This is a genomic window from Methylosinus sp. H3A (genome assembly GCF_015709455.1).
GTDB lineage: Bacteria > Pseudomonadota > Alphaproteobacteria > Rhizobiales > Beijerinckiaceae > Methylosinus.
The window spans coordinates 751,842-766,852 of record NZ_JADNQW010000005.1 but is presented as its reverse complement, the minus strand read 5'-3'; the positions used below and the strand labels follow the sequence as shown (position 1 = coordinate 766,852).

The 15,011-nt window shown below is 67.2% G+C and carries 7 protein-coding genes; 3 read left to right on the top strand and 4 right to left on the bottom strand.

The window, feature by feature from the left end:
* The first annotated feature begins 52 nt into the window (after nt 1-52).
* The 3 genes from IY145_RS06700 (at nt 53) to IY145_RS06690 (ending at nt 9,611) form a co-directional block, all read left to right on the top strand.
* Complete coding sequence (locus tag IY145_RS06700) at nt 53-6,010, top strand: MG2 domain-containing protein (RefSeq protein ID WP_196407487.1); 5,958 nt, start codon at nt 53-55, stop codon at nt 6,008-6,010.
* A 257-nt stretch (nt 6,011-6,267) separates the two neighbouring features.
* Nucleotides 6,268-8,358: a transglycosylase domain-containing protein gene (locus IY145_RS06695; protein ID WP_196410439.1), complete on the top strand. Its 2,091-nt coding sequence runs from the start codon at nt 6,268-6,270 to the stop codon at nt 8,356-8,358.
* A gap of 122 nt (nt 8,359-8,480) precedes the next feature.
* Complete coding sequence (locus IY145_RS06690; RefSeq protein WP_196407486.1) at nt 8,481-9,611, top strand: aromatic ring-hydroxylating dioxygenase subunit alpha; 1,131 nt, start codon at nt 8,481-8,483, stop codon at nt 9,609-9,611.
* Between the two features lie 44 nt (nt 9,612-9,655).
* On the opposite strand, the gene IY145_RS06685 is transcribed toward IY145_RS06690, so the two are convergent.
* The 4 genes from IY145_RS06685 to IY145_RS06670 all read right to left on the bottom strand — a co-directional run bounded on the left by IY145_RS06685 (nt 9,656) and on the right by IY145_RS06670 (nt 14,961).
* Entirely contained in the window at nt 9,656-10,669 is a 1,014-nt protein-coding gene (locus IY145_RS06685) for a hypothetical protein (RefSeq protein WP_196407485.1), read from the bottom strand.
* 131 nt (nt 10,670-10,800) lie between these two features.
* A complete protein-coding gene (locus IY145_RS06680; RefSeq protein WP_196407484.1) occupies nt 10,801-11,853 on the bottom strand; it encodes a lipocalin-like domain-containing protein in 1,053 nt (350 codons plus the stop codon).
* On the bottom strand, nt 11,843-14,305 hold the full coding sequence (locus IY145_RS06675) for an ABC transporter permease (protein ID WP_196407483.1): 2,463 nt from the start codon (nt 14,303-14,305) through the stop codon (nt 11,843-11,845). Before IY145_RS06675 ends, IY145_RS06680 begins: the two co-directional genes overlap by 11 nt.
* Nucleotides 14,302-14,961 carry an ABC transporter ATP-binding protein gene (locus tag IY145_RS06670; RefSeq protein ID WP_210332746.1) on the bottom strand — a complete coding sequence of 220 codons (660 nt, stop codon included), beginning with the start codon at nt 14,959-14,961 and terminating at the stop codon, nt 14,302-14,304. The genes IY145_RS06675 and IY145_RS06670 overlap by 4 nt, the downstream gene beginning before the upstream one ends.
* Nucleotides 14,962-15,011: the final 50 nt, after the last annotated feature.

Below are 15,011 nucleotides of genomic sequence, written 5' to 3'. Positions count from 1 at the left end.
TCTCGGCTCTCCTCATTCGACAAACGCCCTCAGTCCCATTCGAGGCTCGGCGATGAAACGCATCCGTTGTTTGTTCTCCAATATCTCCGCCGTCATCGCGAGCGCAGCGAGGCGATCCAGAGTCGCGGGGCGGCCCATGGATCGCTTCGTCGCCACGCTTCTCGCGACGACGGCCTTTCTCTTTCTGGCTTGTCTTTCCGTCTCCGCGCCGCTGCGCGCCGAGCCTGCGTCCTTCGACCAATTGCGCCGCGCCGATGGCGCGCGAATCGTGCCGGATAAGTTTCTACGCAGCTTCGATCCGATCACCATCTTCTTCGATCGCGACATCGGCCCCAAGGCGGGCGGAGCCGAAGACGCGCATGAGAAATTCGTGAGGCTCTCGGGCGAGCCCGCCGGCGAATGGCGCTGGATCGGCGCGCGCGCGCTGCAATTTCGCCCGGCCGAGCCGTGGAAGCCGCTTCAGCGCGTCGACATAGAAGCGGGCGCCGCCGCGACGCGGCTCGTCGCGCTGCTGCCGACGCCCACCTCCACCAATCCGACGGAGAGCGCCGAGCCGGTCGCCGATCTCGAGCAGATCACGCTGACATTTCCGGAGCCGGTGGACATTGCCGCGCTCGCGCGGCTGCTGACGATCGAATTGCGTCCGGCGCCAGGAATTTCTCCGCTCGGCGGACAGTTGTTGACGATGAAGGATTACGACATTCGCCCGCTCGAGCGTGCGGAGCGCAGCGCCGCGCAGAGCGTCGCCGTCCGGCTGCGTGAAACGGTGCGCGACGGACGCGTCGCCATATTGCGCCTGAAGCTCGCCGACGAGCCGGGCCTCGACGACGAGATATTCGAATTGCGCGCGCGCTCCGCTGCGCCTTTCGCCGTCACCGAGGCGAGCTGCGGCCGCGGCTGGAGCGACGACAAGCAGGATGGCGTGCTGCGCTGCGCCTTCGGCTATGCGGTCGCGCCGTCGTCGACGTCGTCAGAGGGAGAGGAGGAGTCCGCGCCTGTCTCCAATTATCAGCCGGCCAACCGCCGAAGGTTGACGCTGACCTTCTCCGAACAGCCCGACGAGATCGACATTCTGCGCGCGCGAGAGGCGCTGCGCATCTCGCCGCCGGTCGACGATCTCTCCGTCGAGATCGATCGCAAGCGGCTCAATGTCTATGGCAAGTTTCTCTCCGATCGCGTCTATGATCTCGTTCTCGCGCCGGGCGCGCTGCGCGATATTCGCAAGCGCGCGCTCGCCTCGCGCTTTGCGCAGCGCTTCGCCTTCGATCGCGACCGACCGGCGCTGGCGTGGGACGCCGCGCAGGGTCTCGTCGAGCGTTTCGGCCCGCAATTGCTGCCGCTGCGTGGACGCGGCTATGACCGCGCCGATATTCGCATTCATGCGATCGATCCGCTGGCGCGCGACTTCTGGCCCTTCCCCAAGAGCGGCGTCGAGACGGAGGATTCTCTCGCTCCGCCGCTGCCCGGCAATGAGCCCGCGCATTGGGGCGAGACGGATGCGCCCGAGGCTTCCGCGATCGCCGAGCGCATAAAGGCGCTCGGCTCGCCCGCCGTTTCCGCGCTGCTCGATCTGCCGATCCGCCGCAATGGCGCGGACGCCAAATTCGGTCTCGATCTTTCGAGCGAATTCGCCAAGATCGCCGGCGCCGGACAGCCGGGAACTTATCTGATCGGCCTGCGCGCCGTGGACGAGAAGAAGCGCCATTGGTTGCGCGCGCAGGTGACCGATCTCTCGGTGAGCGCGATAGAGGAGCGCGCGCGCGTGCGCTTCGCCGTCACCTCGCTTTCGACTGCGCAGCCCGTGGCCGGCGCGGAGGTGAGGCTCGAGGGCGTGACGGGCGATAAATTCATCACGCTCGCACGTGGGACGACCGATAATTCCGGCTTCTTCGCCTATGATCCCGGCAAGCGCGCGGAAGCCGATGTGCGCCGCATCGTCGTGACCAAAGGTCTCGACACGCTCGCCATCGACGCCAATGACGCGCCGTCCGAATATGCCCGCGAGAATTGGACGAAGCCCGACGGCGCCTGGCTCGCATGGACGTCCAATCCGCAAGAGCCGCGCAGGCAAGAGCCGCGCACGCTCTGCCATGTCTTCGCCGAGCGGCCGATCTATCGGCCCGAGGAGCCGGTGCATATAAAGGGCTTCGTGCGTTCTTATCGAGACGGCGCGGCGAGCGTCGCCAAAGCGGGCGGAACGCTCGTCGTCTCTGGCCCCGGAAATCAGGAATGGCGCATTCCGGTGAAGCTCGACGCGGCAGGGAGCTTCTATCACAAATTCGACGCGCAGACGCCCGCGACGGGCGATTACGCGCTGCGTTTCGAGCCGGACGGCGCCAAGCCCAAAAAGAGCGAAGAGAAGAAGGACGAGAAAAGCGAGGACGCCGACACGCCGAGCGAGAACGCCGAGGCCGAGGGCGGGACAGAGACCGCGTCCTGCGGACAGTTTCCGTTCAAGAAGGAAGCCTATCGCCTGCCGACATTCGAGGTCGTGCTGAATGCGCCGCAGATCGTTCCGCTCGACGGCGAGTTCAATGTCGATCTCGTCGCGCGCTATTTCGCCGGCGGGCTCGTTTCGGAACGGCCGGTGAAATGGCGCGCCGTGCAATTCCCGCATCTGTTTCAGCCGCCGGGACGCGAGGGCTTTTTGTTCTCGACCGACGCGCGCTTCTCCGGCGAAGGCAAGTTCAAATCCTCGCCGGTGCTGGAGCGTGACGCGCGCACCGACGCCGGCGGCGCCTCGCGCATGACATTCGACACGACGATAGAGCCGACGGCGCAGCCGCGCCGCTACTCGATCGAGGCGACCGTCACGGGCGACGATGGGCTGGACGTGCGCAATGTGCAGAATGTCATCGCCGTGCCGCCTTTCGTGCTCGGCGTGAAGGTTCCGCGCTATGTCGAGCGGCCCGGCGTGGTGACGCCGGAATTTCTCGCGCTCGACGGCAAGGGCGAGGCGGTCGAAGGTTTGCCGGTGACCCTGCGCTTCGTCAAGCGCAATTGGGTCTCGACTCTGCAGGCTTCCGATTTCGCGCAGGGCGCGGCGAAATATGTGACGCAGGTGATCGAGGAGACGATCCTCGAGCGCAGGCTGACGAGCGCGAAGGACGCGCAAAGAATCGAGCTGGAGGCGCGCGAGGCCGGCGTCTATGTCGTGCAGCTCGAGGCTTATGATCGCATCGGCCGTCGCCAGCAGGTGAGCGTCGATTTCTTCGTCGGCGGCAATACGCCGGTCACCTTCCAGCGTCCGCCGGCCTCCACCGCGACCATCACGACCGACAAGCAATCCTATGCGCCGGGCGAGACCGCGACGCTCATCGTCCAATCGCCGTTCCAGAACGCCAAGGCGCTGGCGATCGTCGAGCAACCCAATGGCGTGTTCGACTATCAATTCATCGACATCGCCAATGGCTTTGGCCGTTACACGCTCAATCTGCGCAAGGAGCAGACGCCCAAGCTCGCTGTGCATTTCCTCATCATGCGCGGACGCTTGAAGGATAGCGCGCCGGCGGCCACGTCCAATATCGACCAGGGCAAGCCGGTGACGATCGCCGCGACGAAATGGATCGAGGTGACGCCGGTCAAGAATATCGTGACGGCGAAGCTCGACTATCCCGCCAAGGCGCGTCCGGGGCAGGAGGTGGAGGTCACGCTGCGTTTGTCCGATGATCTTGGCAAGCCGCTCGCGGGCGAAGCGACCTTCTGGATGGTGGATCAGGCCGTGCTGTCGCTCGCCAAGGAGCGGCCGCTCGATCCGCTGCCGGATTTCATCGTGGAGCGCGAGACGAAGCTCGCCGCGCGCGACACGCGCAATCTTGCTTTCGGCAAGATTCCGCTGGAGGAGATTCCCGGCGGCGACGCCGGTCTCGACGAATGGGGCGCGGAGACCAATGTCAGCGTGCGCAAGAATTTCACGCCCGTGCCGATCTATCTGCCGAGCGTGAAGATCGGCGCCGACGGCGTGGCGAAGATCAAGGTGAAGCTGCCCGATACGCTCACCGTCTTCAAGCTGCGGGCCAAGGCGGTGAGCGGCGCCGATCGCTTCGGCTTTGCGACCGGCGAGATGCTCATCCGCCAGGAGCTCGTCGCGCAACCACTGCTGCCGCGCTTCCTGCGCTCGGGCGATACGCTCGATGTGTCCTTCATCGCGCGCGTCGTCGAGGGGCCGGGCGGCGGCGGCAAGGCTTCGATCGCCGCGGAGGGGCTGACGCTCGCGAATAACACGCAGCAGGCCTTCTCTTGGCTCGCGAGCAAGCCGGCGCGCATCGACATCGCCGCGAGCGTGCCGGAGCCCGTCCCCGGCAAGGAGAGCGCGAAGCTGAATTTCCGCGTGGAGCGCGACGCCGACCGCGCGCGTGACGCGGTGGAGATCGAATTGCCGATCCGGCCCGATCGTCTCCCGGTGCGGCGCTATGAGATCGTCGAGATCGCGCCGGGCGAGACGAAGACGCTGGCCGGCGCTTCGGACGAGGTGCGATCGGGTTCGTTCCGGCGCGACGTGACTCTCGCCGGCGATCCGGCGCTGGTGAAGCTCGTGGCGGGGCTGAATGCGCTCGTCGAATATCCCTATGGCTGCACGGAGCAGCGGCTCTCGCTCGCGCGCTCGGCGCTGGCCTTGAAGAGTTTCACGCCTATCCTTTCGGCTGCGGGGCTCGAGAGTCGCCTTTCCGGCGATGTGCGCAATACGATTCGCGCGATCGATCAGTCCGTCGACGCGGATGGCCTCGTCGCCTTCTGGCCGCGCTCGCGTGGAAATGTGTCGCTAACGGCCTGGGCCTATTCCTTCCTCGCCAGCGCGGAGCGCGCCGGCGAGCCGATCGACAAGCCGCTCGCCGACCGCCTCGCCAATGTGCTGAAACTGTCGCTGCGCTCGGATTATCCGCGCCTGCTCTCGGGCGAGGAATTGCGCGAGCGCGTCGAGGCGCTGATCGCGCTCGCCGAAGGCGGCAAGCTCGACGAGTCTTATGTGGCCGAGCTCTCGCGCCACGCCGATTTCATGGCGAGCGCCAGTGTGGCGGAGCTGACCCGCGCCGCCGCGCGCGCGCAGGCGGGCGATCGGCGCATCGTCGACGCTCTGCTCGACTCGCTATGGAGCCGCGTGAAAATTCTCTCGCGCAATGGCGTGCAATATTATGCGGGCCAGGCTGCGGACGGCGGCAATCCGGTGATTTTGCCCTCCGAGACGCGCGCGCTCGCGGAGATGGTGCGCGCCATCGCCGTTGCTTCGCCGTCGGACCCGCGCGCAGGCCTGCTGCGCGACGCGCTGCTGCGCTTGGGCGAGGGTGACGGCTGGGGCTCGACCAACGCCACCGCCGCGGCGATTGACGCGCTGGCGGAAGTCTGGCGGCGTCCGCGATCGCCCTTGGTCGTCGCGCTTTCACAGGAAGGGGCCGCGCCGGAGACGGTGACTCTCGACGCAAATGCTCCGGTCCTGCGCAAGACCAGCGGCGCGCCGTCGGCGCTGACCATCGCCAATCGCGGAACGGCGCCGATCGTCGCGCTGGTCGAGACGCGTCACGAGCCGAAAGTGAGCGGCGCCGAGGCCGAGCCCGTGAGTGAAGGCTTCGCGCTGACGCGCGAGATGTCGCTAGTGCGCAAGGCGGATGCGCCGCTCGAAAAAATCGCGGCGGAAAAAGGCGTCGTGAAGCTCCGCTCGGGCGATGTGATCGAAGAGACGGCGGAGCTCGTCAATCCACAGGATCGCACCCATGTGGCGATCTCGCTGCCGCTGCCCGCTGGCTTCGAGCCTTTGAACCCAAATCTCGCGACATCGCCCGTCGAGGCGCAGCCGTCGAGCGCGCCGACGCTCGCGCCGACCAGCGTCTCCTTCGGCGACGATCGCGTGTTCTACGCTTATGATTCACTGCCCAAGGGAACTTATCGCTTCGCCTTCCGCGCCAAGGCGCAGACGGCGGGCGTGTTCACCGAGCCGCCGGGCGTCGTCGAGACGATGTACAAGAAGGGCCTGCAGGCGCAGAGCGCCGGCAAGCGCGTCGAGATCGTGAAATGAGGAAGGCTCGCGACCTCCTTCTCCCGCTCGGCGGGAGAAGGCAGCCCTCGCGTCGGAGAGGATCGGATGAGGGCGCAGGCGGTTTCGCGGACCCTCATCCGTCGCGCATTCGCACGGCTCCTTCTCCCGCGAGTGGAAGAAGGAGGAGGCCCGCTCTTTTGTTATTTTTCTTCATCATTGTGGCGCTCGTTCCTTCCGGGTTTTTGATTCACACCGCGCTTTCCCGCACTTTTCTCACCGCTCCGCGGCCGACGCCGATGGTCTATGATCGCAACGGCGTCTTTCTCACGCAGATCGGCGCGCGCGACGCCGCGCGGATCGATTACGGCTATTGGCCGCTGCGCGAGATTCCGCCGCGCGTCGCGCTGGCGACGCTCGCGCTCGAGGATCGGCGTTTCTCGTCGCATCCCGGCGTCGATGCGCGGGCCGTGTTGCGCGCCGCTTGGCGCAATCTCACGGCGCGCGGGCGGCGCGAGGGCGCCTCGACCATCGCCATGCAGGTGGCGCGCATGCAGAATCCGGCGCCGCGCGGGCTTTCGGCCAAGATCATGGAGGCGGCGACGGCGGCGGCGCTCGTCGCGCGGCACGGCCATGACGCCGTTCTCGCGCATTATCTGCGCCTCGCGCCCTATGGCAATGGCAGCCATGGAATCGCCCATGCCGCGCGCTTTTATTTCGACAAGCCGGTCGAAGATCTCTCTCTCGCCGAGATCGCGCTGCTCGCCGCGGTTCCGCAATCGCCCGGCCGCATGAATCTCTTTCGCGAGAGCGGGCTCGTTCTCGCTCGCGCGCGCGCCGCTCGCGCATTGAATTATCTCGCGCGTGAAAATTTCGTCGAGCCCGCGCAGATCGCCCTCGCGACAAAGCAGCTGGCGACGCTGCGCCCTGTCGGCGCGGCGCGGCGGCCGGATGCGCTGCATCTTTCGCTTCGCTATGAGAGGCTCGCGCGCGAGGGCCTCGTCGAGCCCGTTTCGCCGCATGATCCGCGCATTGCCGCGACGATCGATCTTTCGCTTCAGGAGAAGCTCGCGCATCTTGCGCGGCGCTATCTCGCGCTCTGGCGTTCGGCCGGCGCGCGGCAGGTGGCGGTGATGGTGGTCGAGCGCGGCGCGGGCGGCGTGCTCGCCGACATCGGCTCCTCCGATTATCGCGATTGGCGCGACGGCGCGATCGATTTCACGCGCGCGCTGCGTTCGCCGGGCTCGACGCTGAAGCCCTTCGTCTACGCGCTCGCTTTCGAGCGCGGCGCGCTCGAGGCGACGGACCTCCTCGCCGACGTTCCCGAGGGCGCATCCGGCGTCAACAACGCCGATGGCGTCTTTCTCGGCCCCATGCTGCCGCGCCAGGCGCTCGCCAATTCGCGCAATGTGCCGGCGACCAATCTCATGCGCCGCGTCGGGCTCGAGGCCAATTTCCAATTTCTGCACGATCTCGGCCTGCATGATCTCGAGGCGCCGGCGGAATCCTTCGGCCTCTCCATGGCGATCGGCGCGCTGCCGACGCGGCTCGAGCATTTGATGCGCGCTTATGGCGCGCTCGCCGACGATGGCGTGCTGTCCGATCTCGTCTTCGCGAAAGAGCAGAAGCGGCGTCGCTCCATTCGCGTCATGTCGAGCGACACGGCGCGGCTGGTCACCTCGATGCTCGCCGATCCGCTGGCGCGCCTGCCGAGCTTCCCGCGCTATGGGCCGCTGGAATATCCTTTCGCTGTGGCGGTCAAGACCGGCACCTCGCAGGCCTATCGCGACGCCTGGACCATCGCTTTTTCGCGCAAAGCCATCGTGGGCGTCTGGATCGGACGCGGCGACGCCGGCGTGATGAATCGGTTGAGCGGCGCGTCTTCCAGCGCGCGGCTCGCGCATGCGGCGCTGACGCTCATTCACGGCGCGAGACCCGGCGAGATCGAGCAGGATTCCTTCCCGCCGCCGCAGGGCCGCGTTCCGGTGGAAATGTGTCTCACCGGCGGACGCAGCGACGGCCGCTGCGGCGAGACATTGGTCGAATGGGCGAAGCCCGAGAAAGCGCCGGCGACGCGCGTCGCCACGGGCGGCGAGGCGCGTTCGGCGCCGATCGAGGAAGCCGTCGAGCTCGCCGTCACGACGCCCGAGCATCATACGCATGTCTGGCGCAATCCCGAGCAGCCGGCGGCGTCGAACCGCCTCGCTTTGCGCGCTTCCGCGCCGCCCTCGGCAGAGCAGATCCTCTGGTATGTCGACGGCAAGCCGTTCCTGCTCGCCGACGCCGACAAGCCGGCGTTCTGGCCCATGCAGCCGGGAACGCATCGCATTCAGGCGCGTCTGCCGCTGCGGCCCGGCGCCTCGCGCGTGGTGGAAGTGACGATCGAGTGACGCGACCTGCGGGCCGCGCCGCCGTCGTGCGTTATTCTTATCGATCGATCAGAGGTTTACCTCGACTGCGTTTTTCATTAAGAGCCGAACTGCGCGAAACGCGGGCGTAGGATCGGGCGTTCATGGAATCGAGTATCGGGGAAGTGGCGGAGGCGGCGACGGCGCTCGAAACCGGGGCCGCGCATCGGGACATTCGCAAGACCGCTCTCGATCCGAATTTCTGGTATCCGGTCGCCCGCAGCGCCGAGGTGCGGGCGGGCAAGGCCCATTCCTGCTCTTTCGCCGGCGCGCCGATCGTGCTCGCGCGCGGCAAGCAGGGCGCGGCTTTCGCGCTCGAGGACCGTTGCGCGCATCGTCAGGCGCCGCTGAGCGCCGGCGTCGTCGAGGGCGAGCGGATACGCTGCGGCTATCACGGCTGGGCCTATGACGCGAGCGGCGCCTGCGTCTTCGTGCCCTATGCGGCCGAGTGCAGCCGTGCGGCGCCCGGCGTCCGCAGCTATCCATGCCGGGAGGCCTATGGCCTCGTCTTCGTGTTTCCGGGCGATCCTGCGCTGGCGGCGCTGGCGCCTTTCCCGGATGTTCCTTCGGCGAACGACCGACGCTACAAAATCCGCTATCTGAACCGACGCGCGCAGTGTCACTACAGCTTCATGCACGAGAATCTGATGGATATGAACCATCAGTTCCTGCATCGGCGGCTGATGGGCGGGATCAAGACCTATTTCCTCGGCAATCGCAGCGGCGATGGTTGGGCCGAGGCGACCTATAGTTTCCGGCGCGTCAGCGGTCGGCAGCCGCTCGGGGAAAATTTCATTCTCAATCGCGGACAATGGCGGTGGAAGCGCGCGCCCTTGTCGGCCGAGGCGCTGGCGACGCCGCCGGGCGACCGAATGGTGATCCGCACCGACTATCCCTATCAGTCGCTGAAATTCTGGATCGCGGGCGCGAGCGAGCCGGCGCTCGATCTGTGGAATTGCTACATACCCGTGGATCGCGCGCAGCGGATCAACCACACCTTCGGCATGATCATGATCAAGAGGCCGAAGCATAGGTTTCTGCTCGACCTCCTCTGGCCCGCCATCGTCTGGTTCACGAACGGCATCTTCGCGGAAGATCGCTGGATCTGCGAATTGGAGCAGGCCGCCTTCGATGCGCAGGGCGAAGACCGCAATCAGGAGATTTTTCCTGCGATCCTCGACCTGCGTAGAGTGCTCGTCGAAAACGGGCTGCCGCTGGAGACGAGGCGCGGCTGAGCAGGCGTTCGGGACGGCCGCAGCCTGTCAGAAGCGCGTCGCCGTCACGAGCGCAGCGGCAGATGCGACAGGCGGAAAAAGGCGGAGACGAGCTTCACCACGAGGCCGACGAAGCCCGAGCCGCCATAGAAGCCGTCCTTATTGAGCTGAACATAGACATAGGCGGGCCGGTCGGATCGATTGGTCAATTCGCAGACCAGGAAGCCCTCGCGTGCTCGCATCGATTCGAACAATATGCGCGTCGCCGCGGCGAATTCGCGCAGCCGCGTTCGCACGGCGGGCTCCACGGTCGTGGCCGTCGGCGCATCGCCGAGCCGCGCGGGCGCCGGAGCCGGATCTTCATCGTTTGGATGGCATTGACTCGTCGGCCGCAGCTTGGAGGCGATATTCTCCGTCGCGGCGATGACATTGCCGAGCGCGAAATCGCGGCTCTCGCCGGGCGCGAGGCGTTCGCACCAGACCATGGTGCGGCCGGAGAGGCAGAGGACCGCTTGTCTCGCCGCGCTCTCCAGCTTGTCCGTGCGATAGACGTAAGGCGCGCGCGCCCAGCTCATGGTGGCGGCGTCGCATGGCGTGGAGCGTATCGCCACCTCGGCCGAGGAGCACAGATAGGACGGCTGCAGAAATTTCAGCGCCGGCGCGCCTTCACGCGCGAGCTCGGAAAGATCGATCTTCTCGACGACATTGCCGTCGCCGGCGGAGAGGAGAATCTGCCGTTGATCGCCGAGCGTGGAGACGCGGTTGAGGCGCACATCGCCGCCGCCGCAGAAAATCTGCAGAAAGGCCCGCCCCTCATTGGCGATGAAGGATCGGCGCGGAACCGTGTGCGGGCTCTGGCGCGGGACCGTCTTGACGCCCGGCCAGCGGCAGACGGAGCGATTGGGGCGATCGAAGAAGGCGCTGTTGGGCCCGAGCGTGACGACGAGTCCCTCCTGTCCCTCGAGCAGGCGAAAATCGCTCTCGCCCTCGGAGAGGATCAGACGGTCGCGGCTGAAGAAGGGATTGCGCGTGAAAGTGCGCAGGCCGAGGTCGAGAAAAAAGGTCGGCGACAGATACATGCGAAAAATCCCCTTGGCGGGCGACCGCCTAGCGGCGCCGGCGAGAGCGGTGCGTCAGAAGAATGCGACCCGACTATGGATAGAGCCGATGACATTCGGATCAAGCTTCGGCAGTCGAAAAAAGCCGAGCTTCAGTATCCGGTCATTTCGAGATAGCCCTCGCCGCTCTGTGAGCCGGCGAAGGAGATCGGCCCTTCGAAATAGCCGACGCTCGTCCCCATGAAGCTCTGCGAATTGAGAGGCTTCGTGTCTATGTCGAGACGAAGGCTCTTCACTTGCACGCGCCAGCGCGTCGGCAGCAGGCGGCCGGAGACGAGGCTCTGCTCGAGCGGCTCGAGGAAAATATCGTCGCGCGAGAGCGTTCGCGTCGCGCCATCCGCGGCGATGTAGCTGCCTGCGTGAAAGGCGAGCGACGCATCGCTGCGCAGGCGAAACAGCATGAGCTCGGCGCCGTTCTCGAGATGCAGCGAGAACCAGTCCCAGCCTTTCTGATCTGCGGCGAGCGGACGGCTGCTCCATTCATGGTCCATCCAGGCGCGGCCCGTGACCTTGCGCTCGACTCCGTCTATGGCCAGAGCGCCTTCGACGGAGAAGAAGGGCTGGCTGTAGTAATAGGAGGCCTGTCCGCTCTCGGATTTGCGACTGTAGCCGGCTTCGCCATGCAAAGCGAGCGGCTTCTCGGCGGACAGCGCGAGGGAATAGCGAAAGCGCGGCGCGACGGCGGTGATTTCGCCGCCGGAGAGATTCGGCTCTTTCGCGGAAAACGACCAATTATCGATAAAGGCGCGGAATGGCGCGGTCTCGACGCCCGCCTGTCCGACGCCGCCGCGCGCACGCGTCTCGGCGAAGAGATGCAGCGTCTGCGTCGTCACGGCGGCGTGCGCGACATAGGCTTGCGGCGTGTCCCAGCCCTCGCCGTCATGCGGCGCGCGCGCATGGCGGAACAAGGTCCATTGCGCGCCATAGGCGCGGCCGGACTCGTCCTTCAGATTGGCGGTGAGATACCACCATTCGATACGAAATTGCGGATGCGCGCCATGATCGCGCGGAAAGACGAGAGTGTGGCCCGGCGCGGGCTCGGCGAAGCCCTGAGCGTCATCGCCGAGGCCGGCGAATCCCGCCGCGCGGGCGGAGGCGCAGAGCGCCAGCGTGAGGAGCAGGGAGACGAATCGCTCAGCGTTCATTGGCGAAGACCGCGAGCAGTGTCGCCGGCGCGACGCGCGCGAGACGGCGAATGGGCAGGAGCGAAGCGAGCGCCGCGGTGAGCAGCGCCAGCGCGAAGACTTGGAGCCATTGCGCCGGAAACAGATGAAAGGGCAGGCGCCAGCCAAAGGCGCGAACATTGACGATGGCGACGAGATCATAGGCGAGCGCGAGGCCGAGCGGCACGGAGACGAGCGCCGTCGCCGCTGCGAAGAGAGTGACGCGCGCGAATTCGAGCAGCGCGAGGCTGCGTCGCGAGACTCCCGCAGCCCAGAGCGGCGCGAGCTGCGGCGCGCGCGCGGCGGCGAGAGTGGTGAGGCTCGCAAAGAGCGCGATGGCCGAGACGACCAGCGTCAGCGCGTCGAGCGCCGCTGTGACCGCGAAAGTGCGCTCGAATATCGTCATCGAGCGCTCCTTCAGCGCCGCCTGATCGATGATGCGCGCGACGCCCGCGCCGAATTCCGCCTGTAGTGCGAGCATGATGTCGGGCGCGTCCGCGGGCAGCGCGCGCAACATGTAATCGAGCCGGCGCGCGTCCGGCCAGCGCGCCGCGAGCGCCGCGTGATCGACGCGCGCCTGGCCCTTGGCGGCGCCGTAATCGGGGTAGATTCCGACGATCTCGACGCGCCAATCGCCTTTGGGCGTCGGTATCTCCAAATCGGAGCCGAGTGCGAGGCGAAGGCGTCGCGCGAGCTGCTCGCTGATCAGCGCGCCATCGCCGCGCGCGACGCGATCCCAAGCGTCGGCGCGCGCCTCGAGCAGTGGGAAATGCGCGCTGAAGGTCTCGTGCGGCGGCGCGCCGACGAGCTCGACGGGCCAGGAGCGCAAAGTCGTTCTCGCCTTGCACAGAGGCAGAATGGCGGCGACGTCTTTGCGCGCGGCGAGCCATGGCTCGATGCGATGCGCCTGCGTTTCGCTCGAGGCTTCGAAGTAGACTTCGGCGACGAGGCGCTCGTCGAGCCATTGCGCGAAGGTGCGACGAAAACCCTCGACCATGGAGCCGACGCCGACATTGGTGGAGAGCGCGAGCAGCAGCGCCATCAGCGCCAGAGAGAGGCCGGGAAGCTGTTGCAGCGCATCGGCGAAGAACCATTTGGCGAGCGGGCCGCGCGCGCGTCTTTCGCCGAGCCGCAGCAGAGCGGCGAGCGGCAGCGGCAAGGCGAGCGCCGCGCCGAGCAGCAGTCCCGCCATGGAGACGAATCCCGCCTCCAGCCCCTCGCCGAAGAGCAGCGCCGCCGCCGCGCCCGCGAGCGCCAGCGCGGCGAGCGCCCCTTGTCGGAGCAGCCAATGACGCTGCGCCTCGCGCCAGGCGAAAGGTTGCGCAATGGCGAGCACGGGCAGGCGCAATGTCTTGACGAGGCCGCTCGCCGCGGCGATCGCGGCGCCGACGAGCGCCATGCCGATTCCGGACGCCCACCAAGAGGGCGCGAGGCCGAGCGCGCCGTCGAGCTCGGCGCCATAGAGGCCCTCGAGGCTCGCGGCCATATCCGGCAGCAGAGCGGCGGCGATGAGATAGCCGCCGACCATTCCCGCGGCGCCGGCGAGAAAGGCGAGAAGCATCAGCTCCGCGACCAGCGCGAAGGCGAGCGCGCGCAAAGATGCGCCGATCGCGCGCAAAGTGCGAATGATGGGCAGTCGCTGCTCGAAGGCGAGGCCGAAAGAAGCGTGCGCGATGAACAGCCCCACCACATAGGCGAGAAGGCCGAAGGCGGTGAGATTGAGATGGAAGCTGTCGGTGAGCTTGGCGAGCTCCGGCGCCTCGTCGGCCTCGACGCGGCGCAGAGCCCCGCCGCTGAGACTTTCCAGCGATGGCGCGTCGGGCGCCGGCTCTTCGGCGAGAAGGAGGCGCGACAGACGCCCATGTCGATGCAGCAGGCGTTGCGCGACCCCTATGTCGACGACGATCATTCCCGGCGCGAGATCTTTTTCGATATGAAGCGGCGGCAAAAAATCCGCTTCGCCGAGCGTCGGAGCCGCGCCTTCGGCCAGCCCCAGCGCGCGCAATGTCTGTGGCGAGACCAGCGCGCGGCCTGGCGGGCCGAGGAAATCATTCAGATCCTCGCCGCCCGGCATTTTGTAGCGCGAAATCTGCGGCAGCGTCAGCGGCTCGACGCCCAGCAGGCGATAGCTCTTGTCGCCGAGGCGGATCGTTCCCTCGAGCACGGGCGAGACCTTCCAGCCCGCGCGCCGCAATGCGACGAACATATCCTGCGCAAAAAATCCGCTGCTCGCCGGAACGAGGCTCGGCGCGGCGCCGACGCCGAGCGCGCCGGCCGCGCGGTCGTAGCTGCGGCGCGCCTGATCGTTCAGCGCCGCGACTCCGCTCCACAGGGCAGTGGCGACGGCGAGCCCGACGAAGAGCGCGGCGAATTGGCCGGGCCGCCGCCGCCAATGACTCGCCAGCGTCGCGAGAGCGTAGAGGAATTGCCTCACGGCTCGACCAGCCTTCCGGCTGCGAGCGTGGCGCGGCGGTCGAGCCGCGCGGCGAGGCGCGCGCTATGGGTGACCATCAGCACCGCCGCGCCGGCCGTGGCGGCGAGCTCGAGCAGCAGATCGAGCACGGCGTCGCCGGTGGCTTCGTCGAGATTGCCGGTCGGCTCGTCGGCGAGCAGCAGCCGCGGGCGCGGCGCCAGCGCGCGGCCGACCGCGACGCGCTGCTGCTGGCCGCCCGACAATTGCTCGGGATAGCGGCCGAGCAGCCCCGCGAGGCCGAGGCGGCGGGCGAGCTCGTCGCGCCAGCTTTCGTCGAAGCGTCCCGCGAGCCGCGCCTGCAGAGCGAGATTGTCGCCGACGGTGAGGCTCGGCACGAGATTGAACTGCTGGAACACGACGCCGAGCGTCTTGCGGCGCAGCGCCGCGCGGCCTTCGTCGTCGAGCTTCGTCACCTCTATGTCGTCGACATGGATGGCGCCGTCGTCGGCGTGGTCGAGTCCGGCGACGAGATGCAGCAGCGTGCTCTTGCCGCTGCCCGACTCGCCCATCAGCGCGAGGCTCTCGCCGGCGTCGAGCGCGAGGTCCACGCCGCGCAGCACGGGCAGCGGCCCCTGCGGTCCGAGATAGGACTTGCAGAGGCCCGTCACTCGCAGCAGCGGCGATTGCGCGCCTTTTTCTGTCACGTCACGCGCCGGCGCCGACACTA

Excerpts from the sequence above, each read along its gene's own strand:
- IY145_RS06700 (WP_196407487.1), top strand. The coding sequence starts at position 53 with ATGAAACGCATCCGTTGTTTGTTCTCCAATATCTCCGCCGTCATCGCG.
- IY145_RS06695 (WP_196410439.1), top strand. The coding sequence starts at position 6,268 with ATGGTCTATGATCGCAACGGCGTCTTTCTCACGCAGATCGGCGCGCGC.
- IY145_RS06690 (WP_196407486.1), top strand. The coding sequence starts at position 8,481 with ATGGAATCGAGTATCGGGGAAGTGGCGGAGGCGGCGACGGCGCTCGAA.
- IY145_RS06685 (WP_196407485.1), bottom strand. The coding sequence starts at position 10,669 with ATGTATCTGTCGCCGACCTTTTTTCTCGACCTCGGCCTGCGCACTTTC.
- IY145_RS06680 (WP_196407484.1), bottom strand. The coding sequence starts at position 11,853 with ATGAACGCTGAGCGATTCGTCTCCCTGCTCCTCACGCTGGCGCTCTGC.